The organism is Curtobacterium sp. MCLR17_043 (assembly GCF_003224215.1).
In the GTDB taxonomy this organism is placed as follows: domain Bacteria; phylum Actinomycetota; class Actinomycetes; order Actinomycetales; family Microbacteriaceae; genus Curtobacterium; species Curtobacterium flaccumfaciens.
Map to the genome: position 1 here is coordinate 156339 of NZ_QKLH01000006.1, position 24963 is coordinate 181301.

The 24963-nt window shown below is 66.7% G+C and carries 26 protein-coding genes; 12 read left to right on the forward strand and 14 right to left on the reverse strand.

Annotation, left to right across the window (positions count from 1 at the left end):
- The first annotated feature begins 11 nt into the window (after nt 1-11).
- The gene (locus DEJ03_RS07965) at nt 12-884 is read left to right on the forward strand and encodes a carboxypeptidase-like regulatory domain-containing protein (protein WP_110864183.1); all 873 of its coding nucleotides are present in this window, start codon (nt 12-14) and stop codon (nt 882-884) included.
- Nucleotides 885-1049: 165 nt separating this feature from the next.
- Here DEJ03_RS07965 and DEJ03_RS07970 read toward each other — a convergent pair whose 3' ends face one another.
- Genes DEJ03_RS07970 through DEJ03_RS07980 form a run of 3 tightly spaced genes read right to left on the reverse strand, consistent with a single transcriptional unit; the run spans nt 1050 to nt 3238 of the window.
- Nucleotides 1050-1511 carry a hypothetical protein gene (locus DEJ03_RS07970; RefSeq protein ID WP_110864184.1) on the reverse strand — a complete coding sequence of 154 codons (462 nt, stop codon included), beginning with the start codon at nt 1509-1511 and terminating at the stop codon, nt 1050-1052.
- 3 nt (nt 1512-1514) lie between these two features.
- A complete protein-coding gene (locus DEJ03_RS07975) occupies nt 1515-2936 on the reverse strand; it encodes a hypothetical protein (RefSeq protein ID WP_110864185.1) in 1422 nt (473 codons plus the stop codon).
- Nucleotides 2933-3238: a hypothetical protein gene (locus DEJ03_RS07980; RefSeq protein WP_110864186.1), complete on the reverse strand. Its 306-nt coding sequence runs from the start codon at nt 3236-3238 to the stop codon at nt 2933-2935. The genes DEJ03_RS07975 and DEJ03_RS07980 overlap by 4 nt, the downstream gene beginning before the upstream one ends.
- Nucleotides 3239-3650: 412 nt before the next feature.
- On the opposite strand from DEJ03_RS07980, the gene DEJ03_RS07985 reads away from it, so the two are divergent.
- A complete protein-coding gene (locus tag DEJ03_RS07985) occupies nt 3651-4076 on the forward strand; it encodes a PRC-barrel domain-containing protein (protein WP_110864187.1) in 426 nt (141 codons plus the stop codon).
- A 25-nt stretch (nt 4077-4101) separates the two neighbouring features.
- On the opposite strand, the gene DEJ03_RS07990 is transcribed toward DEJ03_RS07985, so the two are convergent.
- Complete coding sequence (locus tag DEJ03_RS07990) at nt 4102-4350, reverse strand: hypothetical protein (protein WP_110864188.1); 249 nt, start codon at nt 4348-4350, stop codon at nt 4102-4104.
- A 546-nt stretch (nt 4351-4896) separates the two neighbouring features.
- On the opposite strand from DEJ03_RS07990, the gene DEJ03_RS07995 reads away from it, so the two are divergent.
- Nucleotides 4897-6000, forward strand: a complete 1104-nt coding sequence (locus tag DEJ03_RS07995) for an ImmA/IrrE family metallo-endopeptidase (RefSeq protein ID WP_110864189.1) — start codon at nt 4897-4899, stop codon at nt 5998-6000.
- Here DEJ03_RS07995 and DEJ03_RS08000 read toward each other — a convergent pair.
- Both DEJ03_RS08000 and DEJ03_RS08005 read right to left on the reverse strand, forming a co-directional pair.
- Nucleotides 5984-6922 (reverse strand): hypothetical protein, encoded by a 939-nt coding sequence (locus DEJ03_RS08000; protein WP_146237678.1) that lies wholly within the window; start codon nt 6920-6922, stop codon nt 5984-5986. The genes DEJ03_RS07995 and DEJ03_RS08000 overlap by 17 nt on opposite strands.
- Nucleotides 6912-7880: a thymidylate synthase gene (locus DEJ03_RS08005; RefSeq protein ID WP_110864191.1), complete on the reverse strand. Its 969-nt coding sequence runs from the start codon at nt 7878-7880 to the stop codon at nt 6912-6914. Before DEJ03_RS08005 ends, DEJ03_RS08000 begins: the two co-directional genes overlap by 11 nt.
- A gap of 727 nt (nt 7881-8607) precedes the next feature.
- On the opposite strand from DEJ03_RS08005, the gene DEJ03_RS08010 reads away from it, so the two are divergent.
- A complete protein-coding gene (locus DEJ03_RS08010; protein WP_110864192.1) occupies nt 8608-9078 on the forward strand; it encodes a GNAT family N-acetyltransferase in 471 nt (156 codons plus the stop codon).
- Nucleotides 9079-9114: 36 nt separating this feature from the next.
- Here DEJ03_RS08010 and DEJ03_RS08015 read toward each other — a convergent pair whose 3' ends face one another.
- On the reverse strand, nt 9115-10197 hold the full coding sequence (locus DEJ03_RS08015; protein WP_110864193.1) for a hypothetical protein: 1083 nt from the start codon (nt 10195-10197) through the stop codon (nt 9115-9117).
- Nucleotides 10198-10227: 30 nt separating this feature from the next.
- Here DEJ03_RS08015 and DEJ03_RS08020 point away from each other — a divergent pair, with 30 nt between their 5' ends.
- Nucleotides 10228-10734 (forward strand): hypothetical protein, encoded by a 507-nt coding sequence (locus tag DEJ03_RS08020; protein ID WP_146237679.1) that lies wholly within the window; start codon nt 10228-10230, stop codon nt 10732-10734.
- A 268-nt stretch (nt 10735-11002) separates the two neighbouring features.
- A complete protein-coding gene (locus DEJ03_RS18375; protein WP_110864195.1) occupies nt 11003-11299 on the forward strand; it encodes a transposase in 297 nt (98 codons plus the stop codon).
- 548 nt (nt 11300-11847) lie between these two features.
- On the opposite strand, the gene nrdF is transcribed toward DEJ03_RS18375, so the two are convergent.
- From nrdF to nrdH, 4 genes are all read right to left on the reverse strand, one after another.
- On the reverse strand, nt 11848-12822 hold the full coding sequence (nrdF, locus tag DEJ03_RS08030) for a class 1b ribonucleoside-diphosphate reductase subunit beta (RefSeq protein ID WP_017886894.1): 975 nt from the start codon (nt 12820-12822) through the stop codon (nt 11848-11850).
- Nucleotides 12823-12912: 90 nt separating this feature from the next.
- Entirely contained in the window at nt 12913-15018 is a 2106-nt protein-coding gene (gene nrdE / locus DEJ03_RS08035; RefSeq protein WP_110864196.1) for a class 1b ribonucleoside-diphosphate reductase subunit alpha, read from the reverse strand.
- Nucleotides 15019-15035: 17 nt separating this feature from the next.
- Nucleotides 15036-15452, reverse strand: a complete 417-nt coding sequence (gene nrdI / locus DEJ03_RS08040; protein ID WP_110864197.1) for a class Ib ribonucleoside-diphosphate reductase assembly flavoprotein NrdI — start codon at nt 15450-15452, stop codon at nt 15036-15038.
- Nucleotides 15453-15563: 111 nt separating this feature from the next.
- The gene (gene nrdH / locus DEJ03_RS08045; protein ID WP_017886897.1) at nt 15564-15797 is read right to left on the reverse strand and encodes a glutaredoxin-like protein NrdH; all 234 of its coding nucleotides are present in this window, start codon (nt 15795-15797) and stop codon (nt 15564-15566) included.
- 355 nt (nt 15798-16152) lie between these two features.
- Here nrdH and DEJ03_RS08050 point away from each other — a divergent pair, with 355 nt between their 5' ends.
- The 3 genes from DEJ03_RS08050 (at nt 16153) to DEJ03_RS08060 (ending at nt 19037) form a co-directional block, all read left to right on the forward strand.
- A complete protein-coding gene (locus tag DEJ03_RS08050; protein ID WP_110864198.1) occupies nt 16153-17358 on the forward strand; it encodes an MFS transporter in 1206 nt (401 codons plus the stop codon).
- A 231-nt stretch (nt 17359-17589) separates the two neighbouring features.
- Nucleotides 17590-18408, forward strand: coding sequence for an aldo/keto reductase (locus DEJ03_RS08055; protein WP_110864199.1), 819 nt, complete (start codon nt 17590-17592; stop codon nt 18406-18408).
- Between the two features lie 56 nt (nt 18409-18464).
- The gene (locus DEJ03_RS08060) at nt 18465-19037 is read left to right on the forward strand and encodes a hypothetical protein (RefSeq protein WP_110864200.1); all 573 of its coding nucleotides are present in this window, start codon (nt 18465-18467) and stop codon (nt 19035-19037) included.
- Here the strand turns inward: DEJ03_RS08060 and DEJ03_RS08065 are convergent.
- On the reverse strand, nt 19034-19372 hold the full coding sequence (locus DEJ03_RS08065; RefSeq protein WP_071405879.1) for a hypothetical protein: 339 nt from the start codon (nt 19370-19372) through the stop codon (nt 19034-19036). The genes DEJ03_RS08060 and DEJ03_RS08065 overlap by 4 nt on opposite strands.
- A gap of 118 nt (nt 19373-19490) precedes the next feature.
- Here DEJ03_RS08065 and DEJ03_RS08070 point away from each other — a divergent pair, with 118 nt between their 5' ends.
- Both DEJ03_RS08070 and DEJ03_RS08075 read left to right on the forward strand, forming a co-directional pair.
- Nucleotides 19491-20321, forward strand: coding sequence for a LysM peptidoglycan-binding domain-containing protein (locus DEJ03_RS08070; protein WP_146237680.1), 831 nt, complete (start codon nt 19491-19493; stop codon nt 20319-20321).
- A 63-nt stretch (nt 20322-20384) separates the two neighbouring features.
- Nucleotides 20385-20906, forward strand: coding sequence for a ribonuclease H (locus tag DEJ03_RS08075; RefSeq protein WP_027465941.1), 522 nt, complete (start codon nt 20385-20387; stop codon nt 20904-20906).
- A 13-nt stretch (nt 20907-20919) separates the two neighbouring features.
- Here the strand turns inward: DEJ03_RS08075 and DEJ03_RS08080 are convergent, their stop codons facing one another.
- Both DEJ03_RS08080 and DEJ03_RS08085 read right to left on the reverse strand, forming a co-directional pair.
- The gene (locus DEJ03_RS08080) at nt 20920-21171 is read right to left on the reverse strand and encodes a DUF6458 family protein (protein WP_027465939.1); all 252 of its coding nucleotides are present in this window, start codon (nt 21169-21171) and stop codon (nt 20920-20922) included.
- A gap of 64 nt (nt 21172-21235) precedes the next feature.
- Nucleotides 21236-23806: an RNA helicase gene (locus DEJ03_RS08085; RefSeq protein WP_110864202.1), complete on the reverse strand. Its 2571-nt coding sequence runs from the start codon at nt 23804-23806 to the stop codon at nt 21236-21238.
- Nucleotides 23807-23928: 122 nt separating this feature from the next.
- Here DEJ03_RS08085 and DEJ03_RS08090 point away from each other — a divergent pair, with 122 nt between their 5' ends.
- Entirely contained in the window at nt 23929-24942 is a 1014-nt protein-coding gene (locus DEJ03_RS08090; protein WP_110864203.1) for an LLM class flavin-dependent oxidoreductase, read from the forward strand.
- The last annotated feature ends 21 nt before the right edge of the window (nt 24943-24963 follow it).

The following is a 24963-nucleotide window of genomic DNA, read 5'->3' on the forward strand; positions in this document are numbered from 1 at the left end:
GAACGATCACCGTGCAGCTCGCAACGCCGGACGGCACCGCGATCCGGCTGGCGGACGTCGAACTCGCAGCGATCGGCACCGACGTCGTCGTCGGGAACGCCACCACCGACGATGACGGCACCGCGACGTTCACCGGCATCCCCGCACCGGACACCGTCACGGTGACGACGCGGCAGCTCCCGCCGCACGGAACGGAGACCTACGCACCCGGACTCCGCTCGGGCATCGCCGTCCGCGGCGGCTCGACAGTCGCGGTCACCGTGCCGCTCGTGATCGGCGCCACCGTGCAGGGCGGTGTGGTCGGCCCGACGGGACCCGGCACCGGTCGCCTGATGTACGCCTGGAACGAGGACACCTCGCAGGTGTTCCGGACGACCTCGGACAGGGCGGGCCAGTACCAGTTCGTCGGGTTGAGCACCGGGAAGTACCGCATCGAGGCCTACGCCAGCGGAACGGCGTCGCCCGCCGTCTGGAAGACTCGGGTGTACCAGCAGCGAGGAACGCTCCCGGCTTCCCGAGTCACCTTGTCACGGCACTACGCACACAGCGACTACGACCTGGTCGTCTACGCGGCCTCGGCGTCCCGCAGCCCGTCGGCGCAGCTGAGCGGCGCGACCGTCACGGTGACGAACGCGACGACCGGTGCGTCGTTCTCGACCCGGTTCTCGACGCTCCTCGACAGCGAGCAGACGGCGCAGTTCCAGATCCCCTCCGGGCAGTACGTGGTGGAACTCCGGACCGCGGCGACGACCGCAACGACCGCGCAGGTGCTGTGGCTCGGACGTCCGGGTGGCGTGTACCGGTACGTGACCGACCGGGCGCAGGCTGTCCCGGTGACGGTCGTGTTCGGCGACCACAACTTCTGGGGCGGCGCCCTCGGGTGATCCGGACCCAGCACCATCCCCAGCACAGGGCTGGCCGGACGCGGTTGGCTGCGTCACTGCACGCGGTCACGTGAGCAGCAACGGACAGGAGGCGCGGTGCCAGCTGGCACCGCGCCTCCTGTCCGGCACACGGTCGCGGACACGCGACGGTGGCGTCGCCACCTTCTACATGTCGTCGATGAGACGGAGCGTGTAGCCGTCGGGCACCGTCTGGTGTTCGACGTAGTGCATGAACACCGGCGCAGCCTGGTCGGCCGTGAACAGCTCGGCAGGATGCCGAGGCTCGTGCGCTGCCTGAACGTCGATGGTCTCCGTGAGCGGTTCGGTGAGGTCGTGGTCACGGCCGACGATGTAGAAGCGGTACTCCCCGTCGTCCTCGCGACGGCGCAGCTCCACGCTCATCTTCTCGGCGGTGCCACCGGCCTGCAGGTAGGAGCCGCCGTACTGCTCCTCAGTCTTGTCGGGGTTGAACATCCAGTCGGCGTCGTCGGGACACCACCAGAGCCTCCACGCGAAGTGCTCGTCGTTGTCGAGGAGTCCCAGCATGCGGCGAACCTGGTCAAGCATCGGCCGGAAGGTGTCCCGCAGGATGCTGCTGATGCTGCTGTTGGTCTCTTGGATGATCATGCGCTACTTCACTCGTTGGTAGTTGACCGAGGTGATCTTGATGCGTTCCCCGTTCAGTTTGGCGTACGCGGGATGGTCGTACGACACTGCCTGGTCGAACGCTTTCTGAGCTTTGTCCGCTGACGTACCGCTCTTGACTTCGATGCCCTCCCACGTCCCGTCGGGCTTCTTCACCAAGCCGTCGTAGATCCGCTCCTTCGTAGCACCTTCCATGCTCGCTCGCACCTGCTGCGTCGTCGTGACCTCGACCCCGGTTTCGTCCTCGTACTGCTTGATGCCCCTTGCCTCCTTCTGCGCAGAGTCGGCGCGGGCTTTGTTGTTGTCCTTCGACTGGTACTGCCCCTTGTTGTTCCGCCCGGGGTGTCCCTCGTTCGGTCCGTACGGATCCTTCTCCGCCTGCTCGACGTGATCGGTACGGTTCGGACTCACCCCGTCGTCGGTCATCGCGTGCACGCCGAGCTGGCTTGCGCCGGCCGCAGCAGCGGTTGCACCTGCGGCCATCACCGCCGCTCCGGAGATGTTCAACGGGACTCCGCCGATCGCTCCGATCCCGGTGAGGTCGAGTGCGACACCGCCGGCTTCCATGGCGGATCCCCCGGCCATCGCCGCGATACCGCCGAGGAGCTCGAGCATCTCATCCGGGTGGTTGACCATGGCGTTGCCCATCGAAGCGAACAGATTTCCGGCGACCGCGGCAGCATCTTCAACGTGCGGCCACGCCACTTCTGCTTCCGCGCCGAGGACTGCCCCGCCGATACCAACGGCGGTCTTGGCGGTGCTCCACGCGTCCTCGAACCAGTTGCTGTGCTCCCCGCCGCTACTCGACGACACGTCCGCAGCGGTGTGCACGGGATGGGCGTCCACGGTAGAGGGGCAGATGCCCTCGACCTGTGCCGCGGTGCTGGCGAGGGTCGTCGTGACGTTGTCGTTGTGCGCCTGCACCTTGATGCGCAGTCCGAGTTCTTCGGCGACGAGGTCAGGCACCTGCTGCCAGTTCGTGACAACGGTGCCGACGGCGCCGAGCAAGTCCCCGCTCGCCGCCTGCTTGGCAGCGGCAGTCGCAACCTGGCCAGGCGCGGACGAGTGGAACTGCTCGATCTGTCGGACAAGCCGGTCGTGGTCATCCTTCAGATCGTCGATGCTGTTCGCCGCACGGGATGCGACCTGCAAGAACTCGTCCGCTGCAGCCTGCAACTGCTGCGCTTTCTGCACGGCTGGGTCCATCAGCGGCGTCAGCGCCGGCTGCAGTGCATCGGAGGTGAACACCGCCGGGAGTCCCGCCCAGGACCGTGACGCGTTCGTCGCTGCGCCGAGGACACCGTCCGCAGCGGTCGAGAACAGACGCGCGGCAGAACGAAGTGCGTCAGCATCATCCGGCACGTCGGTGACGTCAGCAGCAGTCAACGCTCCGGCGAGGACGCTCACTCGCTCATGCTCCGTGCGCTGCCGGCAAGCTCCGCATCCGTCGCAGTAAGGGCCGACGATGCGGCCGTCAGTGCGCCTCCGAGACTGGTCATCCTGAGGCCGATGTCGTCGAATCCGCCGCGAAAGCGAGCGGCCAGCTGTTCCACCGCCGCTGCGAGCGGGGCCGACGACACCGCTCCGACCGCCGCCGCGAGGGCTGCGTCCGCCTGCGCTGCATGCTCGTCACTGCTCGCGCCGTGCACGTGCAGCTCACGAACGAGCGACGCGAGCCCGCCCTCGTCGAGCTTCAGTTCCCCAGCCATGAGACCCCCATTCCCCGGGACATCGTGTTGCAGAGGCAACCGTACGATCGCGCAACCGCTCAGCGCGACATGTCTGAGAGCAACAACAGCTCGTCGCGCATCGGACCGAGTCAGGCTTCACCGTCTTTCACGACGAGGTGCAGGATGGCACCGCTGGCGCGCGGGGCGGCCCTGCAGAAGCTCGGCGCGTTGTCCGCTGGCACCGCGATCGTCCGCAGCGGACTCGCCGAGGTGAGCAGCCAGCTGGTGCGCTGACCACCTGGCGGACGCGCGCCGTCGCGTCCGCGGGATGCGCGCCTCCAGACCGGCCTGGAGGCGCGGCTCGGCTCCGGCAGACAGGTCGCCTCGGCAGGTGGTCGCCCGTCGCGGACCTCCGCCGCAGAGGGCCAGGCGTGAGGCGGTGACTACGCGCATGATCACCAACAGCAAGATCCACGATGTCGAGAACGCCACCGTTCGCGATCGCGACGGCGCGTCGGTCGGCAAGGTCGCGCAGGTGTTCCCGTCCGACGAGGACGGCAGTGCTGCGTTCGTCAGTGTGGCTACGGGACTCCTCGGGGGACACACCGCGCTCGTCCCGGTCGAGGACGCCACCTTCGACGGCACGAACCTGCACGTCGGGTACGCGAAGAGCGCGATTAAGGACGCGCCCTCCCCCGGAGCCGGGAACACCTTGTCCGTCACCGAGGCGAACGCCGTCCGCAAGCACTTCGGGCTGTCACCCGCGGGCAAGGCGACCGGTGACATGGGCGACCCGCACGAGAACCTCGACCAGGCCGGCACCGGCCCGACGGGCGCAGACGACACCGAGGGCGCGGGCACGACCCCGCCGGCCTGAGCGGCTCGGGCCGGCACCTCGGCCCTCAGTCCCAGGGGCCGTCCGCGGTCCCGAGGTGCTCCTCACCGAGCGGGGTGATCGGCAGGGCAGCGAGACTCGCGATCCCCACCTGCAGGAGTGCCGCTCGCGAGGTCCCGACGCGCCCGATCGCCCCCATCCCCTCGATGACCGCGCAGAAGTAGGTGCCGAGCGCATCGGCGTCGGCATCGGCCTCGCCGGCCGCCTGCGCATCCACGATGCAGGCCGTGTAGCCCGGCGTGAGAGAGCCGAGCATCGATCTGAGGACAGGACATACGCGCTTCATGCGTGACAGGCGGGTCGAGTAGCCCCCCACCCCCGGGCTCAGGCTCATCTCTGGCGCCGTGATGCAAGCTCGGGCCTTGACTGTTCAGTCATCTTCACGGGATCGGCGCGTCACTCTCGTCTGACGATTGCTCGCGATCGTAGGGTTGGCACGGAGCCTCACAGTGCGTGTAGGTGAGGCGGCAGCGGGACGGGCAAATGGAACTGAGCTTCAACGGGAAGACGCTACGGCGTCAGCTGTTGGAGCCGAAAGCCGCCGAATGGCCCTCAGGCGAAGCTCTGGAGGTGACGCAGGCGTTGATCGCAGACCTCCTCGCGGCCTCTACGCTGTTGGATGTGCCAGTTGGCGTACCGGATCTGAGCCAGGTGGAGCCGGGCAACTTCGAGTTGTCGGCCGGCTTAGGTGTCGTCCTTCGGTGTTCCGTGAGTCATGTCCGGCTGCCTCTGACAGCCGACGGCCTCCCGGACTGGCCGCATGTACATCGTTTGAAGATCCAGAGCCGGGAGGTCCGTTCACATGACCGATAACACAGTCCTTGACGTTGACCCCCGTTGGGCGTCCGCGCCCGGTGTGACGATCCGGCGCTCGCTCGCGGCGCGAGGTCTGGACGCCGAGGATCTTGCGGACAAACTTGGAGTGAGCGATCCGGATGCGCGACGCCTACTCACTGGGGAGACATCAATCACCGCCGACGTGGCCGCCCTCTTGGCAGAACTTCTCGGTTCAACTGCCGCGTTTTGGCAGACCCGCGAGGCTCAGTACCGCGAGTCGCTGCATCTCCTGGACGCGGACGACCTGGCGAGTCGTGCACCGCTGAAGGACATGGTGAAGCAGGGCTGGTTGCCGGAAGCTTCCTCCTGGAAAGACACGGCGACGTCTGTGCTGAGTTTCTTCGATGTCGAAGACTCCGCGGAGTGGGAACGCAAATGGGGGTCGCGTCTCCGCGAGACGGACTTCCGCGGATCTCCGACCTACGAATCCCAGGACGTATCTGTCGCCGCCTGGCTCCGTCAAGCTGAACTCTCAACGCGAAACATCCGCACCGAGACCTGGTCCCCGGCCGAACTTCGGAAGGCGGCCTCCGAGCTTCGTGGTCTCAGCCGAGTCGGGAACCCGGAAGTGTTCCTCCCGCGCGCCCAGCGCCTGCTCGCCGAGGCGGGGGTAGCGCTCGTGCTTATCAAGGCGACGGCGGGGAACAGGTTGAGTGGCGCCGCTTTGCGACTCGAGGACGGACGGCGAGCGATCGCACTGACTGGGCGGCACCTCGCAGAGGATCACCTCTGGTTCACGCTCTTCCATGAGATTGGGCACCTGCTCCTCCACGGCGCGCGCGACGATTTCCTCGACTCACTCGACGCGGATGACATCGGCGACTCGGCCGTTGAAGACCAAGCCAATGACTGGGCGCGAGCGGCCCTCATTCCCACGGGCATCGATTCCCTCGGCAACGGTCGTGCTCAAGGGCCGACTCGACGCGAGATTCTTGGGTTTGCTTCCGACATAGGAATCGCCCCCGGCATAGTCGTGGGACAGCTGCATCACGCCGGCAAGCTGCAGCCGAATCAGCATCGACCACTCATCCGCCATTACCGATGGGTTGGCACTAGCCTTGGAATCTGATGTACCGATCCATAGACTTTTGCCAGTTGCAAACCGCGTCTTCAAGAACGTCTGGCGTAATTTGTGTTTCGGCCGCCAGCAGCGTCAACGCATTCTGTAGCTCACGCGCGGCGCCCGCCGTCGGGTCATTGTTCACCAGTTGGCGAGCGCCGGTCAGCGGGCCGGTCGCTCCGACCAGGTAGGTATGCGGCGGCCGAACATCGGCCAGCGACAGCTTTCCAAGCATAGTGAGGTAGTCGAAGCGAGCGATACGCCCAAACTGCCGAACTGCGCTCAGCGACCTGTACATCGCATCGAAAGTGTCTTCCGGCGTCGCGGCGGACAACGATGCGAACCGTTGTGCGTGGTCGCCGCCGGCCGCTAGAACCCATTGAACGTAACTCTCGAAAGCGGCCCCGGTTCCTTGCTCCGACCAGGCGGCAAGGCTCCCGTACTTGTGGTGGTTACCGAAACCATGCCTCCCGGGAGCTACACGGTAGTCGGCCTGGTGCTCGTCCAACCAGAAGCGAAACGATGTCGGGTCGCCCGCGGTGCGCTGCCAGGTCCACCACTGCAACTCGGATGATCCGAACGCGCTGTAAGTGTCTCGGATGTACCGCCAGCCGGCGATCCGGTGCCGACCGAAGTGGACGTAGAGGTACACCATCCACACCGCCTCATCGAGGTCGCCCGCTCTGTGGTGGAGCACTGCCGCCTTAAGCGGGTGGAAGGCGGGCGAGAGTGGGTTAGTCGCCTCGGGATCGAGGTCGCGAGTCTGCAGGGTGGTGGTGAAGTTGACTCGCTGCTCCGAGTCGATGATCTGCTCGATGAGTGTCTCGCGTCGTTGCGGATCCACAATTCCCGGCAGTGATCCGTGCGTCCGTTCGTACGCGGAGAACGCCGCATCGAGTTCGGCTGCACGTCGTATGTAGTTATTGCGCACCGGGAGTCCTTTCAAGTTCGATCTGTTTGTCGGTGAAGTACACCTCGTAGAACGTACCGGCGAGCCGCGCCCGAGCGTCCCGCATTGCCGCCGCGTCACGTTTCCTCCATGCCGCGAAACCGGCAAGAACCGTGACCAGTTCCTCCCAGTACTTGTCGAGATGCGACACGTCCGGTACTGGCCGACCCTGACGCAGTGCCGCTTCGGCGGCGAGGAAGGTCCGGATGCTGGGCCACGGATCTCCCGGCGGCATGGCCGGCATCGCCCGACCGGCCATGAGCCCTTCTTCCAGGTATGCACGCGCCTCCTCAAGGTCGGTGTCGACCTCGTAGAGGTGCAGGCTCCCGACCATGTGCGTATACGTCCCCAGACTGCAGTCGAGGCTGCGGGCGATGATCTCGGCGATCATGGTGAACGCGAATACGTCATGCGGGAGCCCCTTCATGATGTCGTTCGAGCGCATGAACACCACTGTGTGCAGTTCATTGTCGCGAGCCAAGAATTGGAGAGTGCACGTGCATGGCACGTCAGATTGACTACCACGGAGATCCTCGACTTTCAGGATCGGGGCGACCGCCTGCCTCGTCGTCGGATTCTCGCGAAGCGCAGCGATGAGTGTTTCGATTTGCGCGTCCATCGCATCGCCGAACAGCCGCGGCCCGTACGCACCGCTGAAGTCTTTGACGAGCTTGCTATACCCCGGGATGTAGTACTCGATGTGGGCGGGGTCCGCGGACCCGGCGAGATACCAGGAGAGCTCTCCCAGTGCGCTGAAGAGGCGACCACGTGTGGCGCTGCGGCTCACGCGAGCGCGCGGCGCCGTCAGTTCGAGCATCACTGAGCGGACTTCTCGGGTAGATCCTCGCCGCGCGACGACGACCTCACCGGTGTCGATCACCGAAGGCAACGCCGTCGCCAGCAGGTCATCGAGACTTGACTCTGTCCAGAACTGCGCCACTGACCCACCCAAATCCTTAGTTGCGCCGCGACAGACATCTCAGGCGGCAATCCGACCCTAGATGCTCACGACACATCTGCGAGAGAGGTTCTGGTATCGGTTTCGCCACATCGGGTCGCCCAGCCGGCCTGCTATCAATGACGCGGTCGGCATACCAAGGCTCCGGCGCAAGGTTAGTCACCTTCTTCGCACCCAGAGGCTGAGGAGAAGTGCCTCCGCTTGTTGGCATGCGTCCAAGGAAGGCCACCGCAGTCGGTAGCCGAGAGTGCTCCCTACAATTCTCGCCTCAACACCTCGGACCTACCGTTTCCCCGAGGCAGTACAGCTAGAGCTGCTGCTGGTCGTCGGTCAACCACCTCGGAGTGCTCGTCATCGGGGCGTACCCAGCTCTCCCGGACTTGCCCACGCAACTCAGGATCGCCAATCTGACATGCGAAGGCAGCACGGAGACACGACTCTCCGACGTCCTCGACAGCACGGTGTTCCACGGAGGGGCCGACCGCCGCCCTCGACTTTGAGCGGGATGCTGGCAGCTCGCAATCACGCAAGAATAACCGTCACACGCCGATCGGGGTGCCCTCGGACAGCGGTCAGGTCCTAAGGTGGAACAAGAAGGCGTCAGCGTCAGCGTCAGCGTCAGCGTCAGCGTCAGCGTCAGGGGCTGGCGTTAGGCTGCCATCGCGGTCGGCACGCTGTCGGCTGATGCACGTTAGTTGGAGGAGATCTCATGGGCGCTGCGGAGATGCGTACCCGCTCGCCGCTGCCGCTGCATCGAGAACTCAGCACCCTTCTCGATTTTCTCCCGGTGCTGTACCCCAGCGGAGACGTCTGGTTGCGTCGCGTCCTCGAGGAGGTTGCAGCTGGTCGCGCGGATGCAACCGTCGTGTACGACGACGCCAGGGTCGTCGGCGTTTTTCTCGGCTCCCCGAAGCCGGATGGTCGATACAAGATTCGGACGCTTTTCGTCGATGAGACTCACCGCCGTCTCGGAATCGGCGACGAGTTGCTGCGCCGTGCCCAAAGGGCCGCGGCTGCTGCGGGCGCGAGTGAGATATATGTAACAGCAGCGACCACGATCCGGCCGCAGTTCGAACCGTTCGTCGCCGGAAACGAATTTGTGAGATTGGCGACGATGCCCGATCGGTACGGTCCCGGGCGCCACGAGGACGTGTACATCGCCGCTGTCCACCGCGCGTAGATCACCTGCGTCACGAGAAGTTGGCCAGGTCGTGGCTTACCGAGAGATGTGGCCCTTGCCATAGCGCCACTCGTCTAGCTTTCGGTAGACGCGGCGAACCACGCCAAATAACTTGCCCAGCCTGGGGACGTGCCTGAGAGCCGTTGCTGCCCATCCGAGCAAGGCTGTGCCGCTGATGGCGAGCAGCGGTGCGACAAGTTTCGCCTGAATGAAGGCGATCACGTGGGCGGTGGCGGGTTGCAAGGGAAGCTGAAAAACGGTGCCGAGGAGCAGGGTGAGGACGAGGATCGCGCCGAACGCGGTCCACCACGGGTGAGCTCGTCGACCCATGACGTAGTCGATGTAGACCCGGAGTGGTGCGCCGTTTTGGCTTCGCCAGTACGAGACAACCAGCTGCCTGGCGTTGTACTCGCTCTTCCGGTCGAGGTAGCGGTGCCAATGCGTGGTCTCCAGCACACGCGCGTACCGCAGGGCCGGGTACACCGTCCTGCCATGGAGCCACGCGGGTGTCATGACGAACAGGTAGGTGGTCGCCATTGGCAGCGTGCGTGACCGGAGTTCGTCCCCGTGTTCCAAGAAGGCGGCACTTCGCTGGTCATTGACTCTGAAGTCCAGGATCGCGCCCGAATGGCGGGCGGTGCGCGGTTGCCAGTGCCAGATGCGTCCGGGGTTGGTCACTCGGAATCGAACCCGGAGGTACCCGAGCTGATTAGCGGCGAGAGGTTCGTTGAATTCCAACTTCCAGACCGTCAGGTCGGCTCCAGTGAGGCGCTCGTCCGGCTTCAGACCGCCTCGCAATGAGATTGCGCGCATGCTTTTGCCGTCAACCGTGATGGTGTCCCCTGCGACGTCGACGGGCGAGTCGAAGATCAGCTCACTGGACTTCTGTTCCTTCACATACGGCGACAGATCCGCGTAGGCGTCAGCTGCGACCGGCAGCGAGAGCCCGACGCTGTGGAGCGACTCGGAGCCAGCCTCGATTCGAAGACCGACGTCGAGGTAGAAGGCGCGGCGTCGCGGAGGAAGGGTGGCGAGACACCATAGATTGATGTGGCACTCTTGGATCGTGTATCGCGCGGGGTTATGCCCCTGGTCTTGCAAAATAGCGAAGTACGACATGGATCGACGCCCTCCACTCCCAGGTCCCTCATGCACAGTAACGCATCAGCAAGCAACATCGGCACTGAGTCCGGCGCCGATTGCCGTTCTGACCCCGAAGCCACCGCTCCCGAGGCGCGCGCGCTTCTGCTTGCCGTGCAACCGCAATTCGCCGCCATGCTGATGGCCGGGACGAAGCCGATCGAGCTGCGCAAGCGCTTCCCGTCCCAGCCCCGCGGGACGGTCGTTTTCGTCTACGCCTCGACGCCGGTCAAATCCGTGGTCGGCACGATGTTTCTCGACCAGGTTGAGTCATGTGCTATTGACCGGGTCTGGCGTGAGCTTATTCCGTTGATCGGCGCCCCCGAGCAGTACATCCGCGACTATGCGGCAGACCGTGAGGAGATGACGTTGCTGCACCTTCGCTCCCCGAGACCATTCGCTGCGGCGATCCCGCTTCGCGACCTTCGGACGCACGTTGGAGTCGAGCCGCCGCAAAGTTTCCGCTACCTGAATCCAACGGCGCAAGCCGTGATGCACCGTCTCGCAGGACCCTGATCTCGGCGAACGCTGGTCCCCGACGAGCCGGGAGGAAAATGCACACGGCGACAACGACCATCACCACCGGGACTAGCAAGTGCAGCGCCATACTGCCATCCCTATCGATCGGTCGCCTCACTCTGAACACAGGCGCGGTGGGAGCTGCGGCAGATTTGGTCGACTAGTCCGTTCTGGCCGCGAGCGCGACGCGTGGGTTGGGACTGCTGCAGGTTTAGTTGACTCCTGACAGGTAGGGGCATGGGCTCCTGTTGGAAGGACGTGCGCCATGGTGAGGGCGTATTCGGAAGAGTTCCGCCGTGACGTAATCGCGATCACCCGGAAGGGTGAAGCGTCGGTGCGGCAGGTCGCGAGGGACTTCGGGGTATCCGAGTCTTGCCTGGCCCGCTGGCCGCGGCTCGCGGACCGCGACCACAGCATCAGCGTGGCCGCGGCGCCGCCGGCCAAAGCGGGCGAGCCGGCGGAGCTGCGGGACGCGCAGAACCGGACCCGGCTCCTTGAGCAGGAGAACGAGATCCTCCGCCGGGCAGCGGCGTACTTCGCTCAGTCGCAACTCCCGAAATGATTCACCCGCTGGTCCTCGATCTCGCCGCAGACCGGATCTCGGTCGCGGTGGCTTGCCGGGTGCCGGGGTTCTCGAAGCAGGCGTTCTACGCTGGCGGGGTGACCCGGCCTTCCAACGGGACTGGGACGACGCGCACCTCACCAACGCCGCGATCGACGCGCATTGAGACGACCCGACGTTCGGGTACCGGTTCCTCGCAGACGACCTCGCCGCCGGCGCCAACTTGGTCTCGGCAAGTCGACCCCGATCGAGTACGAGACGATCATCAACCCGCAGGTCGCACTCGCGGCCTAGACAATCGAGTCAACGAAACCTGCAGCAGTCCCGACCCACGTCGACTCCAATACGGCGGTCACCACGAGCAAAGCTGAAGGTCCGGGTCCGGGTCCGGCCCAGTCCGGCACAGAAGCTTCCCCGGAGGGAAAGTGTCCAACTGCACTGCGCATCGGCCAACAGACTAGGCCGCCTGGCCAGGACTAACGCTGCTTTGGCCAAGAAGCTCGGTTCGAGTCACCGAAGCCAGCGGGGCGCCACGAGTCACACCAGATTCAGAAGTCCCAGTCCTCGTCCTCAGTGTTCACGGCCTTGCCGATGACGTACGACGAGCCAGAGCCCGAGAAGAAGTCGTGGTTCTCGTCCGCATTCGGCGACAGGGCGGAGAGGATGGCCGGGTTCACGTCGGTGATGTTCTTCGGGAACATCGGCTCGTAGCCCAGGTTCATCAGCGCCTTGTTGGCGTTGTAGTGCAGGAACTTCTTGACGTCCTCGGTCAGGCCGACCTCGTCGTAGAGGTCCTGCGTGTACTGCACCTCGTTCTCGTACATCTCGAACAGCAGCGAGAACGTGTAGTCCTTGAGCTCGTCGCGCTCGGCCTGCGTGAGGGTCTCGAGGCCCTTCTGGTACTTGTACCCGATGTAGTACCCGTGGACGGCTTCGTCACGGATGATCAGGCGGATCAGGTCGGCGGTGTTCGTGAGCTTGGCACGCGACGACCAGTGCATCGGCAGGTAGAAGCCCGAGTAGAACAGGAACGACTCGAGCAGCGTCGAGGCGACCTTGCGCTTCAGCGGGTTGTCGCCCTGGTAGTAGTCCATCACGATGGACGCCTTCTTCTGCAGGTTCGGGTTCTCCTCGGACCAGCGGAAGGCCTCGTCGATCTCACGGGTCGACGCGAGCGTCGAGAAGATCGACGAGTAGGACTTGGCGTGCACCGACTCCATGAACGCGATGTTCGTGTAGACGGCTTCCTCGTGCGGGGTGATCGCGTCGGGGATGAGCGACACGGCGCCGACGGTGCCCTGGATGGTGTCGAGCAGGGTCAGACCGGTGAACACACGCATGGTCAGGGTCTGCTCGGCCGGCGTCAGCGTGTTCCACGACTGCACGTCGTTCGACAGCGGCACCTTCTCGGGCAGCCAGAAGTTGTTGACGAGACGGTTCCAGACCTCGACGTCCTTGTCGTCCTGGATGCGGTTCCAGTTGATGGCCTGGACCCGATCAATGAGCTTCAGCTTCTCGACCAACGTGTGTTCCTTACAGAGATGGTGACTAAGTGACGGACTGGAGGCGCGGTGCGGCTTGGCACCGCGCCTCCAGGGAGCAGAGCGGCAGCTCTACAGCATGCAGCTGACGCAGCCCTCGACCTCCGTGCCCTCCAGCGCGAGCTGGCGGAGACGGATGTAGTAGATCGTCTTGATGCCCTTGCGCCATGCGTAGATCTGCGCCTTGTTGATGTCACGCGTGGTGGCGGTGTCCTTGAAGAACAGCGTCAGGGACAGGCCCTGGTCCACGTGCTGCGTCGCCGCGGCGTACGTGTCGATGATCTTCTCGGCACCGATCTCGTACGCGTCCTGGTAGTAGTCCAGGTTGTCGTTCGTCATGAACGGCGCCGGGTAGTAGACGCGGCCGAGCTTGCCTTCCTTGCGGATCTCGATCTTCGACGCGATCGGGTGGATCGACGACGTCGAGTGGTTGATGTACGAGATCGAACCGGTCGGCGGGACGGCCTGCAGGTTCTGGTTGTAGATGCCGTGCTCCTGGACGGACGCCTTCAGCGCCTTCCAGTCGTCCTGCGTCGGGATCGTGATGTTCGCGTTGTCGAACAGCGAGGCAACACGAGCGGTCGCGGGCGTCCACGTCTGGTCGGTGTACTTGTCGAAGAACTCACCCGACGCGTACTTCGAGTCGCGGAAGCCGTCGAAGGTCTCGCCGGTCTCGATCGCGATCTTGTTCGACGCACGAAGGGCGTGGAACAGCACCGTGTAGAAGTAGATGTTCGTGAAGTCGATGCCCTCTTCGGAACCGTAGTAGACGCGCTCACGAGCGAGGTAGCCGTGCAGGTTCATCTGGCCGAGGCCGATGGCGTGCGACTTGTCGTTGCCGTCCTCGACGGAACGCACCGAGGTGATGTGCGACATCTGCGAGACCGAGGTCAGGCCGCGGATGGCCGTCTCGATGGTCTTGCCGAAGTCCGGCGAGTCCATCGTCAGCGCGATGTTCAGCGAGCCGAGGTTGCAGGAGATGTCCTTGCCGATCTCCTTGTAGGACAGGTCCTCGTTGAAGGTCGTCGGGGTGTTGACCTGCAGGATCTCCGAGCAGAGGTTGGACATGTTGATCCGACCCTTGATCGGGTTGGCCTTGTTCACCGTGTCCTCGAACACGATGTACGGGTAGCCCGACTCGAACTGGATCTCGGCGATGGTCGTGAAGAAGTCACGCGCCTTGATCTTCGTCTTCTTGATGCGCGAGTCGTCGACCATCGCGCGGTAGTTCTCGGAGATCGGGACGTCGCCGAAGGGGACGCCGTAGACCTTCTCGACGTCGTACGGCGAGAACAGGTACATGTCCTCGTTGTTCTTCGCGAGCTCGAACGTGATGTCCGGCACGACGACGCCGAGGGACAGCGTCTTGATGCGGATCTTCTCGTCGGCGTTCTCGCGCTTGGTGTCGAGGAACTTCATGATGTCCGGGTGGTGGGCGCTGAGGTAGACCGCGCCGGCACCCTGACGCGCACCGAGCTGGTTCGCGTAGGAGAAGGAGTCTTCCAGCAGCTTCATCACGGGGATGATGCCCGAGGACTGGTTCTCGATCTGCTTGATCGGGGCGCCGGCCTCGCGGATGTTGGAGAGGAGCAGGGCCACGCCGCCGCCGCGCTTCGAGAGCTGCAGCGAGGAGTTGATGCCGCGCGAGATCGACTCCATGTTGTCCTCGATGCGGAGCAGGAAGCAGGAGACGAGCTCGCCGCGCTGTGCCTTCGCAGTGTTGAGGAACGTGGGGGTCGCGGGCTGGAAGCGGCCGGCGACGATCTCTTCGACCAGGTCGATGGCGAGCTGCTCGTTGCCCTGGGCCAGGCCGAGGGCGGTCATGACGACGCGGTCCTCGAAGCGCTCGAGGTAGCGCTTGCCGTCGAACGTCTTGAGCGTGTAGCTCGTGTAGTACTTGAACGCGCCGAGGAACGTCTGGAACCGGAACTTCTTCGAGTACGCCAGGTCGTTGAGTCGCTGGATGAAGTCCAGCGAGTACATGTCGATCGTGGCTTTTTCGTAGTACTCGTTCTCGACCAGGTAGTCGAGCCGCTCCTTCAGGTTGTGGAAGAAGACGGTGTTCTGGTTGACGTGCTGCAGGAAGAACTGCTTGGCGGCCTCACGATCCTTGTCGAACTGGATGTTCCCGTCCGCGTCGTAGAGGTTGAGCATCGCGTTGAGGGAGTGGTAGTCCATCCCCGTCTGCGGCGACGTCAGATCGACGTCTGCAACTGCTGCGTCCAAAATGCATCCAATCCTGAGTTGACCGCCGACACGTCGTCAGGGGTCCCGAAGAGTTCAAACCTGTACAGAAGGGGGACGTTGCACTTCTGTGCGACGACGTCCCCGGCGAGGCCGTACGCCTCGCCGAAGTTCGTGTTGCCACCCACCACCACGCCGCGGATGAGCGAGCGGTTGTGGGCGTCGTTGAGGAACTTGATGACCTGCTTGGGGACTGCACCCTCGCCGTTGCCGCCACCGTAGGTGGGCAGGACCAGGACGTAGGGCTCGTCGACGTGCAGGAACGGTTCGCTCGGGTAGAGCGGGATCCGGTCCGCGTCGCGGCCGAGCTTCTCGACGAAGCGCGCGGTGTACCCGGACACGCTCGAGAAGTAGACCAATCGGCTCATGGTGCGCTCCTCGTGGAAAGGTGCGGACAGGCGGACTGGACGGGCCAGGAGAGGCGAGTCGCGCCTCCCGAGATGCCCTGCCTGCGGGCCCCTTCGGGGCCCGCAGAACGACTACGCCAGTTCGGCGCTGAGGGTCGCGATCTTGTCGGGGCGGAAGCCCGACCAGTGGTCGTCGTCCGTGACGACGACGGGGGCCTGCATGTAGCCCAGGCTCTTGACGTGCTCGAGCGCTGCTTCGTCCGTGGAGACGTCGTGCACTTCGTACTCGATGCCCTTGTTGTCGAGGGCCCGGTACGTCGCGGTGCACTGGACGCAGGACGGCTTGGTGTAGACGGTGACGGCCATGTTCTCCCCTGGTTCCTACTGGTTTCTGCTGTGCTGTGGAGGTGGTGCTGATGTCTGTCCGCAGTCGTGTCCGGGAGGGGCCGCTGCGATGCCTCCACACTACATCTAGTGGCTAGCCGCAGCACCGACCACAAGAGGAAGTGTTACAGCCGTGTAGTTCTCCACAACGTCCTCCACAGTCTGTGGATTCCCGAGAGGCCCGAGTTTCCGCCAGTCTGCGGCCGACCACCGACACTTCCCCACACCCGTGGACAGTCCCGATCCACAAGTGTGGAATCAGCGCATCGGCGTGTCGCGAACCGCCCCTCCCCAGGACGGGGGACAGCCCCGTCCAGCCGGTCCGTACACTCGTCTCGTGAGTACGTACGGGCCCCTCCTGAAGACCCCTGGCGTGGGTCGTGTCATCGCCGCACAGCTCACCGCGCGGTTCCCGTTCGGCATGCTGTCGCTGGCCTACCTGCTGCACGTCGAGCACGTGTTCGACTCCTACGGCGCGGCCGGCCTGGTGCTCGCGACGACGAGCATCGGGCAGGCGCTGGCCGGTCCCCTGACGAGCCGGTGGATGGGCAGCTGGGGCATGCGCCCCGTCCTCATCCTGACGAGCATCGTCGCGCTGATCAGCATGGTGGTCATCGCGTTCGTGGTCATGCCGCTCTGGGGCTACGTGGTGGTCGGGTTCCTCGGCGGCCTGGCGGTCCCGCCCGTGCAGCCGGCGGTGCGCACCATCTACCCGAAGATGGTGACGTCGGCGCAGCTCACACCCCTCTTCTCCCTCGACGCCAGCGCGCAGGAGCTCATCTGGGTCGCCGGCCCGGTCATCACCACCTTCGTCGCCACCCAGGTCGGCACGGTCGAGGCGATCGTCGTCGCGATGGTCTTCCTGGTCGTCGGTGGCACGTGGTTCATCGCCTCCCCCGAGCTCGGCCGCGTCCGCATCCCCCGCTCCAAGCGCGCGTTCGGTGTGGTGCTGAAGCGCCCTGCGGTCGTCGTCGCCACCCTCACCGGTCTGCTCCTCATCGGGGCGTGCGCGGCGGTCGAGGCGAGCGTCACCAGCGTGTTCGGCGAGGGCAGTCCGAACGCCGGCATCGTCCTCGCGGTGTTCGCGGTCGGTTCGCTCGCCGGCGGCCTGGCGTTCGGCCACCGCCCGATCTCCCGCAACACCCTGTGGACGCGCATGGCGGTCGTCTTCGTCGGGCTCACCCTGGCCCTCGGCGGCACGGGCTTCTGGTGGCTCTGCCTCGCCCTGGTCATCGCGGGTGTGGGCATCGCGCCGGCCCTCGCGGTGATGTTCGGCTCCGTCTCCGCCACCGTCAAGTTCTCCGACACGGCCGAGGCCTACGGCTGGATGGGCACCGGCCAGCTGATCGGTGCCGCCGGTGGTTCGGCGATCGCCGGCTTCCTGATCGACGGCAGCGGCCCCGTCGGCGGCTTCACCGTCGGCGCCGTGATGGCCGGCCTGGGCGTGCTGCTCCCCCTGGCGATGCGCAGCTGGCTGCCCGACCTGCGCGGCCGTGACGCCAGCCCCCTCCCCGACACCGAGCCGGTGCACCTGCCGACCTGAGCGGGCGGCGGGCGCGCGGCTGCGGCGGGCGGTTTCGGGCGTACCTGGTCGAATCGGGCGTACCTGGTCGAATCGGGCGTACCTGGTCGGAAGTTCTGACCAGGTACGCCCGTTTCCACTCGCCATCGCGGCCGGTATGGGAAGGAACGTGCGCCCGGCGTACGGGTCGCGTTCTCCACAGATGGCCTGGAGGCCCGGCACGCGCCCGCCAGGCACCGGCAGGATGGGTGCATGGTCACCTCAGTTCCCCTGCGCGACGGCCGCTCCATCCCCGCGATCGGCTTCGGCGTCTACAAGGTCGACGCTGCCGAAGCGGAGACGGCGGTCGGCCTCGCGCTGGACGTCGGCTACCGGCACGTCGACACCGCCGAGATGTACGGCAACGAGACCGGCGTCGGCAACGCGATCCGGGCCTCCGGGCTGGACCGTGACGACGTCTTCGTGACGACCAAGGTGTGGAACGACCACCAGGGGCGCGACGCGACGCTGCGGGCGTTCGACGGCAGTCTCGACCGGCTGGGGCTCGACGCCGTCGACCTCTACCTGATCCACTGGCCGGCCGCCGCCAACGACCGCTACGTCGAGACCTGGCGCGCTCTGGTGGAACTGCGTGAGTCAGGGCGGGCACGGAGCATCGGTGTCTCGAACTTCCAGGTGCCGCACCTGCAGCGGCTCATCGACGAGACCGGCGAGGTGCCGGCACTGAACCAGGTCGAACGGCACCCGTGGCTGCCGCAGCGCGAACTCATCGCGTTCCACGGGCAGCACGACATCGCGACCGGGGCGTGGTCGCCGCTCGGCCGCGGGCGCCTGATCGACGAGCCGGTGCTGACCGGCATCGCGGACGCGCACGGCGTGAGCGTGGCGCAGGTGCTCGTGCGGTGGAACGTGCAGCAGAACGTGGTGGTGCTGCCGAAGTCGGTCACGCCGTCGCGGATCCGGTCGAACCTCGACGTCGACGGCTTCGAGCTGACCGACGACGAGCTCGCGGCGATCGCGACGCTCGAGTCCGGGCAGCGGACGGGCTCCCACCCGGACTCGGTGTCGTAGCCGGGCGGGGTACGCACTGTTCATCCACAGCGAGTGACGGGCCGTACTGTCGAGGGGTGATCGATCCTCAACAGACCGCCCGTGAACACCTGCGCCCCGATGAGCACCTGTACTGGGCCGGCACGAGCGATCCGGCCAGGCTCCTCTCGGGCCGCGACGGCTTCCTCATCCCGTTCTCGCTGCTCTGGTGCGGATTCGTGGCGTTCTGGACCGTCTCGGCCGTGACCAGCGGGGCGCCGTCCTTCTTCTTGGTCGTCGGGTCGCTGCTCACACTGATGGGCCTGCACCTGCTCGTCGGACGGTTCCTCGTGAAGCGGTACCGCAAGCGGACGACCGTCTACGCCGTGACCGATCGCCGAGCCCTCGTGATCACCCCTCGCGGCACGCGGGAGGTCCCGATCGGCCGCACTGACCGCACCGTGAGCTGGACCGGCGACCGACGGCACTGCAACGTCGAGTGGGACGCGACGGGAGGCGGACCGGGATCGATGCTCTTCGGGTGGGGAACGAACGCGAAGGTCTACGCGAACACCGGTCTCGACGGCTTCTTCGGGCCACAGCCGATGGCGTTCTGGGACGTCACCGATGGCGAGGCTCTCGTGCGCGAACTCGACCGGGCGTCGAGCTAGCCCCGGCGGTCCTCCTCGGACTGCCACGGCAGGTGCAGGTCACCCGGTTCGGGCTCGACGTCGCCGGCATCGTCCGCGCCGCCCGTCCCGGGAGCCGCGATGACCTTGGACGGGTCGATGCCGTCCGCACGCAGGTCGGCGTCGTCGCGCTGCTTCGTCTGGGACGCGTCCATCTCGCGCTCACTCGACGGGCTGTACGACGTGTCCGCTGCTCGCTGCTCGCGTCCGCTGACCCCGTCGACGTCGTCGCTGTGCGCGGCGTCGCGGAGCGCGTCGTTGCGTGCGCGGTCGTCGGACGGCTCGGGGCCGGGGGCGTTCGGGATGCTGTCGCTCATGGTGTTTCCTCCTGCAGCGGACGGTAGTCCTCGGCCCCGTGTAACGAGTCTGGCTCGGTCCGCTCCCCGCACTCGATGACGTCCCTGGCCCCCGCTACGCTGCCGACGAGGGGGAACGATGGGACGAACACGGACCGCGACGACCGCGGTGATCAGCTCGGCACTGGTGGGGCTGCTGCTCGCCGGGTGCACCGCGTTCGGCGGCGACGACGCGATCCCGACGCCGACGCGACAGGCGGCCGAGCGCACGGCGGAACCCGAGCCGGACCCGACGCGCGACACCGATCCGGTCGAGGCCGAGCCCGAGCAGGCACTGCCCACCGGCACCGTGGCGGCGGAGACCGACGTGGTCTCGCCGAGCGGTGAGACCAGCATCCACGTCCGGGTCGTCGCGAACGACCGCGGTACCTTCGACGCCCAGCTCTCCGGGTACCGGACGACCAATCCGCAGCCGATGCGTCTGGAGTTCCGGCACCGGCATGCGAAGCCGCTCGACGGTGCGGACGGCGAGGTGCGCGAGACGGTCGAGTGGGACGCCGCGGTTGCTCCTCCGACCTCGTTCACGATGGGTCAGGCGGGTCCACGCCCCGACTACCTGCGCAGTGTCGTCCTCGTGCCGGCGACGGTGGCCGAGGAGGACTCGTCCAAGCGACCGTGGGCAGGGTCGGTGCTCGCCGCCGCTGACCTCGCGTGGAAGATCCCGAACCCCTACCACGACCTCCGGGTCACCGTCGGCAAGGACCGACCGGGCGCCTACGGCATCGTCACCAACGCCGATGGCCGACCGGCGAACTACCTGGTCGCCCACGGTGACGAGCTCTCGACCGTCGCGGAGCGGTTCGGCATCACGCCGACGCAGGTGCAGTGGATGAACCCCTACATGGAGCAACGCGACGACGACTGGCTGCTCGAGGGCAGCACGCTCAACATCGACCCCGCTCGGCGTTGAGACGAGGGGCCGGGTCGGTCCGTTACGGTTGACCAGCACTCGGCACCACCAGGAGGTCCCATCGTGACGATCGTCGCCGCCGCAGACGGCTCAGCCCTCGGCAACCCCGGCCCCGCCGGGTGGGCCTGGTACGTCGACGACGACCGGTGGGCGGCCGGCGGCTGGCCCCGCGCGACGAACAACATCGGTGAACTCACCGCCGTGCTCCAGCTCCTCCGCGCCACGAAGGACACCGGCGAGCCGCTGCACATCCTGTGCGACAGCCAGTACGCCATCAAGGCCTGCACCGAGTGGCTCGCCGGCTGGAAGCGCAAGGGCTGGCGGAAGGCCGACGGCAAGCCGGTCCTCAACGTCGAGATCATCAAGGAACTTGACGCCGAACTGCAGGGCCGCAAGGTCACGTTCGAGTGGGTGCGCGGTCACGTCGGTCACGAGATGAACGAGGCCGCCGATGTGCGAGCCCGCGGTGCTGCCACCGCGTTCCAGAACGGCACCGACGTGCCGCACGGCCCCGGCTGGCCAGGCGCCGAGGTCCCCGAGCCGTCCGCGCTGCCCGACGCGACCCCGCCCGCGACCCTCTTCTGACCCTTCCCGCGGGTCAGTAGGTCCCGTCGCGCCGGTCCTGGCGGGTGATCTGCTCCCCCGACGCCGGGTCGACGCCCGAGCGCGTGGTGGTCGTGGTGCGGCGGCCACCGAAGGCCACGGCGAGGCTGATGATGAGCAGCACGACACCGGCTGCCATCAGGATGTAGCCGATCAGGCGGAGGTCGATACCGGCGAGCTGGATGTTCAGCGCGAAGGCGACGATCGCGCCGATGACGATCAGGGCGATGCTGGATCCGATGCGCATGACGCAGTCCTCTCGGGTGGGGGTGGTGCCGGAGACGGTACACGTCCGACAACCCCAGCGCCGATCAGTCGACGTCCACCTCGGCCCACCCGTCGAACCGCCCGATCTCAGTGACCCGCACGACGGCCTCGCCGACCTCGTCCGAGGCGTCCAGGTCGATCGTCGCCGAGAACCCGAAGTCCTTGTCGCCCTCGGGGTCGGCGAAGATCTGCCGCGCCTTCCACACCCGGGGTGATGCGGTGGCACCGCTCTCGTCGAGCACCAGGTACTGCATCGAACGCGCATCGGCGTCGGTGCCGATGCTGTCGTGTTCCTCGTAGTACTCCTCGAGCACGTTGTCCCACGCGGCCCGGTCGAAGCCCGCGGTCGCGTCGAGTTCCCCGAGCCCGTCGATGTCGTCGGCCGCGGCGAGCAGCACCCGCTGGAACAGGGCGTTGCGCACGAGCACCCGGAACGCCCGCGGGTTGCCGGTGAGCCGTGCGGGCTGCGGCGGAGCGATCTCCTCGTGCTCCTCGGAGGCCAGCAGGACGTCGCCGTTGAGCAGCGCCTCCCACTCGTCGACGAGCGAGGAGTCGGTCTGCCGCACGACCTCGCCCAGCCACTCGATCAGGTCGTCGAGCTCCTGGGTCCGCTGTTCCTCGGCGATGGTCTGTCGCATGGTCCGGTACGCGTCGGACAGGTAGCGGAGCACGAGGCCCTCGGAGCGGGTGAGCTGGTAGAAGCGCACGAAGTCGCCGAAGGTCATCGCGCGTTCGTACATGTCGCGGACGACGGCCTTCGGGGACAGCTGGAAGTCGAGCACCCAGGGCTGTTCGGCGGCGTAGGCCTCGTAGGCGGCGGTCAGCAGCTCGTCGAGCGGCTTCGGCCAGGTGACCTCCTCGAGCAGCTCCATCCGCTCCTCGTACTCGATCCCCTCCTGCTTCATGCGGGCGACGGCCTCGCCGCGCTCCTTGAACTGCTGCTGCGACAGGATCGCCCGCGGGTCGTCGAGGGTGGCCTCGACGACCGAGACCATGTCCAGTGCATAAGTGGGAGAAGAAGGGTCGAGCAACTCGAACGCGGCGAGCGCGAACGGTGACAGCGGCTGGTTGAGCGCGAAGTTCGGCGCGATGTCGACGGTCAAGCGGTAGGCACCGTCGACCTTCTCGATCACCCGCGCGTTGATGAGGGTCCGGGCGATGACGAGTGCCCGTCGAGCCATGGCGAGCTGCCGGGAGCGCGGTTCGTGGTTGTCGTAGACCAGCGACCGGACCTCCGCGAAGGCATCGCCACCACGGGCGACGACCGACAGCACCATCGCGTGCGTGATCCGCATGCGCGACACCATCGGCTCCGGCTCGGCGGCGATCAGCCGCTCGAACGACGCCTGGCCCCAGGACACGAAGCCCTCGGGCGCCTTCTTCCGCTTGATCTTGTTCTTCTTCTTCGGGTCGTCGCCGGCCTTGGCGACGGCGCGGGCGTTCTCGATGTCGTGCTCGGGTGCCTCGGCGACGACGTCACCCTCGGTGTCGTAGCCGGCACGTCCGGCCCGGCCGGCGATCTGGTGGAACTCCCGCGCGGACAGCTGGCGCATCTTCGTGCCGTCGAACTTCGTCAGCCCGGTGAACAGCACGGACCGGATCGGCACGTTGATCCCGACGCCCAGGGTGTCGGTGCCGCAGATGACGGGCAGCAGGCCGCGCTGGGCGAGCTGCTCGACGAGTCGTCGGTACTTCGGCAGCATGCCGGCGTGGTGCACGCCGATGCCGGCCCGGATCAGGCGCGACAGGGTCTGTCCGAACCCGGCGCTGAACCGGAAGCCGGCGATGGCGTCGGCGATCTGGTCGCGGCGTTCGCGCGAGGCGACCTTCGCCGACATCAGCGACTGCGCCCGTTCGAGTGCAGCCGCCTGGGCGAAGTGCACGATGTAGATCGGCGCCTTGCCCTCCTCGAGGAGCCGCTCGACCGTCTCCTGCACTGGCGTCATCACGTACTGGTACTCGAGCGGCACCGGCCGCGAGACACCGGTCACGCGGGCGGTGGGCCGACCGGTCCGGCGGGCCAGGTCGTCGGCGATGGTCGTGACGTCGCCGAGGGTCGCCGACATGAGCAGGAACTGCGCCCGCTCGAGCACGAGCAGCGGCACCTGCCATGCCCAGCCTCGGTCGGGGTCGCCGTAGAAGTGGAACTCGTCCATCACGACGACGTCCACGTCGGCGTCCGGCCCCTGCCGCAGCGCCAGGTTCGCCAGGATCTCGGCGGTGCAGCAGACGATCGGGGCGTCCGCGTTGACGCTCGAGTCGCCGGTGACCATGCCGACGTTCTGTGCACCGAACAGCTCGACGAGCTGGAAGAACTTCTCGGACACCAGCGCCTTGATCGGTGCCGTGTAGTAGCTCCGCTTGCCCTCGGCGAGCGCGGCGAAGTGCGCGCCGGCCGCGACGAGCGACTTCCCGGTGCCGGTCGGCGTGCTCAGCACGACGTTCGCGCCGGACACGAGCTCGATGACCGCTTCGTCCTGCGCCGGGTACAGCGGTCGGCCGCCCACCGCGGCCCAGGCCGCGAAGGCCTCGTAGACCTCGTCGGGGTCGACGACGCCGTCCACCGCCGCCGGGATCGCGGCAACGAGCGGGGGCAGGGCGGTGACGTCGGTCATGCGCCCATCCTCCCAGGTGCGGCCATGACGGACTGGAGGCGCGGTGCCAGCCCGCCACGGGCCTCCCGTCCGCCCCGTCGCCGACTCAGGCGCATTTCGATACGTGCGCATAGACTCGCGACATGCGCGAACTCGGCTTCCTCTCCTTCGTCCCGAACCACGGCGGCACCGACGGCGCCGCCCGCGCCCTGGAGGACGGCCTGCGCCTGTTCGAGACCGCCGAATCCCTCGGCTACGGGACGGGCTGGGTGCGCGGACGGCACTTCGAGCCGTACCTGACGAGCCCGATGACCTTCTTCGCGGCAGCCGCGCAGCGCACGAGCACCATCGCGTTCGGCACCGCCGTGCTCGGCATGCGCTACGAGGACCCGGTGCGCCTGGCCGAGGATGCCAGCACGGTCGACCTGCTCAGCGGTGGCCGGGTGCAGCTCGGCATCAGCACGGGCATCGCCGGGTACGGCCCGATCCTCGACCCGGTGTTCGGCACGGTCGACCGCAGCTTCCGCGACGAGGCCGAGGCCCGCGCCGCACGGCTGCTCGAGGTGCTGCAGGGCGAGCCCCTCGGCAGTGCCGGCAAGGGCTACGAGAGCATCCCCGCCGGGGCCGACCTGACCCTGCAGCCGCTCAGCCCGGGTCTGCGCGACCGCGTGTGGTGGGGCGGCGGCAGCATGGGCACGGCGGTCCGCACGGCCGAGAAGGGCCTCCTGCTGCACTGCTCGACCCTGAACACCGAGGACACCGGCGCCCCGTTCGCCCAGGCGCAGGCCGACCAGATCGCCGCCTACCGCGAGCGGTTCGCCGAGCTGCACCCGCAGCGCGAGTCCAAGGTCGCCGTGGGCCGGATCGTGGTGCCGCTCCTCGACGACCACGACCGCGCCGTGCACGAGGAGTTCCTGACCGGGTACGCCTCCGGGATGGACGACGAGGGCCGGCCACTCTCGGGGAACCCGCCGTTCCGCTTCAGCAAGGTCGTGTCCGGCGAACCGGCGGCCATCCTCGACAGCCTGCTCGCCGACCCGGCGGTCACCGCCACCGACGAACTGGTCATCACCCTGCCGGCGAACGGCGACCGTGGGGCGCACGAGCGGATCCTGCGCATCGTGGCCGAGGAGATCGCCCCGGCGCTGCGGGCCTGAGGGCGGGCGCCGCGGACCTGA

What these genes read in the sequence shown, in the direction of transcription:
- DEJ03_RS07970 (WP_110864184.1), bottom strand. Translation starts at nt 1,511, where the DNA reads ATGATCATCCAAGAGACCAACAGCAGCATCAGCAGCATCCTGCGGGAC.
- DEJ03_RS07980 (WP_110864186.1), bottom strand. Translation starts at nt 3,238, where the DNA reads ATGGCTGGGGAACTGAAGCTCGACGAGGGCGGGCTCGCGTCGCTCGTT.
- DEJ03_RS07985 (WP_110864187.1), top strand. Translation starts at nt 3,651, where the DNA reads ATGATCACCAACAGCAAGATCCACGATGTCGAGAACGCCACCGTTCGC.
- DEJ03_RS07990 (WP_110864188.1), bottom strand. Translation starts at nt 4,350, where the DNA reads ATGCTCGGCTCTCTCACGCCGGGCTACACGGCCTGCATCGTGGATGCG.
- DEJ03_RS07995 (WP_110864189.1), top strand. Translation starts at nt 4,897, where the DNA reads ATGACCGATAACACAGTCCTTGACGTTGACCCCCGTTGGGCGTCCGCG.
- DEJ03_RS08010 (WP_110864192.1), top strand. Translation starts at nt 8,608, where the DNA reads ATGGGCGCTGCGGAGATGCGTACCCGCTCGCCGCTGCCGCTGCATCGA.
- DEJ03_RS08015 (WP_110864193.1), bottom strand. Translation starts at nt 10,197, where the DNA reads ATGTCGTACTTCGCTATTTTGCAAGACCAGGGGCATAACCCCGCGCGA.
- DEJ03_RS08020 (WP_146237679.1), top strand. Translation starts at nt 10,228, where the DNA reads ATGCACAGTAACGCATCAGCAAGCAACATCGGCACTGAGTCCGGCGCC.
- DEJ03_RS18375 (WP_110864195.1), top strand. Translation starts at nt 11,003, where the DNA reads ATGGTGAGGGCGTATTCGGAAGAGTTCCGCCGTGACGTAATCGCGATC.
- nrdE (WP_110864196.1), bottom strand. Translation starts at nt 15,018, where the DNA reads ATGGACTACCACTCCCTCAACGCGATGCTCAACCTCTACGACGCGGAC.
- nrdI (WP_110864197.1), bottom strand. Translation starts at nt 15,452, where the DNA reads ATGAGCCGATTGGTCTACTTCTCGAGCGTGTCCGGGTACACCGCGCGC.
- nrdH (WP_017886897.1), bottom strand. Translation starts at nt 15,797, where the DNA reads ATGGCCGTCACCGTCTACACCAAGCCGTCCTGCGTCCAGTGCACCGCG.
- DEJ03_RS08055 (WP_110864199.1), top strand. Translation starts at nt 17,590, where the DNA reads ATGGTCACCTCAGTTCCCCTGCGCGACGGCCGCTCCATCCCCGCGATC.
- DEJ03_RS08065 (WP_071405879.1), bottom strand. Translation starts at nt 19,372, where the DNA reads ATGAGCGACAGCATCCCGAACGCCCCCGGCCCCGAGCCGTCCGACGAC.
- DEJ03_RS08070 (WP_146237680.1), top strand. Translation starts at nt 19,491, where the DNA reads ATGGGACGAACACGGACCGCGACGACCGCGGTGATCAGCTCGGCACTG.
- DEJ03_RS08080 (WP_027465939.1), bottom strand. Translation starts at nt 21,171, where the DNA reads ATGCGCATCGGATCCAGCATCGCCCTGATCGTCATCGGCGCGATCGTC.
- DEJ03_RS08085 (WP_110864202.1), bottom strand. Translation starts at nt 23,806, where the DNA reads ATGACCGACGTCACCGCCCTGCCCCCGCTCGTTGCCGCGATCCCGGCG.
- DEJ03_RS08090 (WP_110864203.1), top strand. Translation starts at nt 23,929, where the DNA reads ATGCGCGAACTCGGCTTCCTCTCCTTCGTCCCGAACCACGGCGGCACC.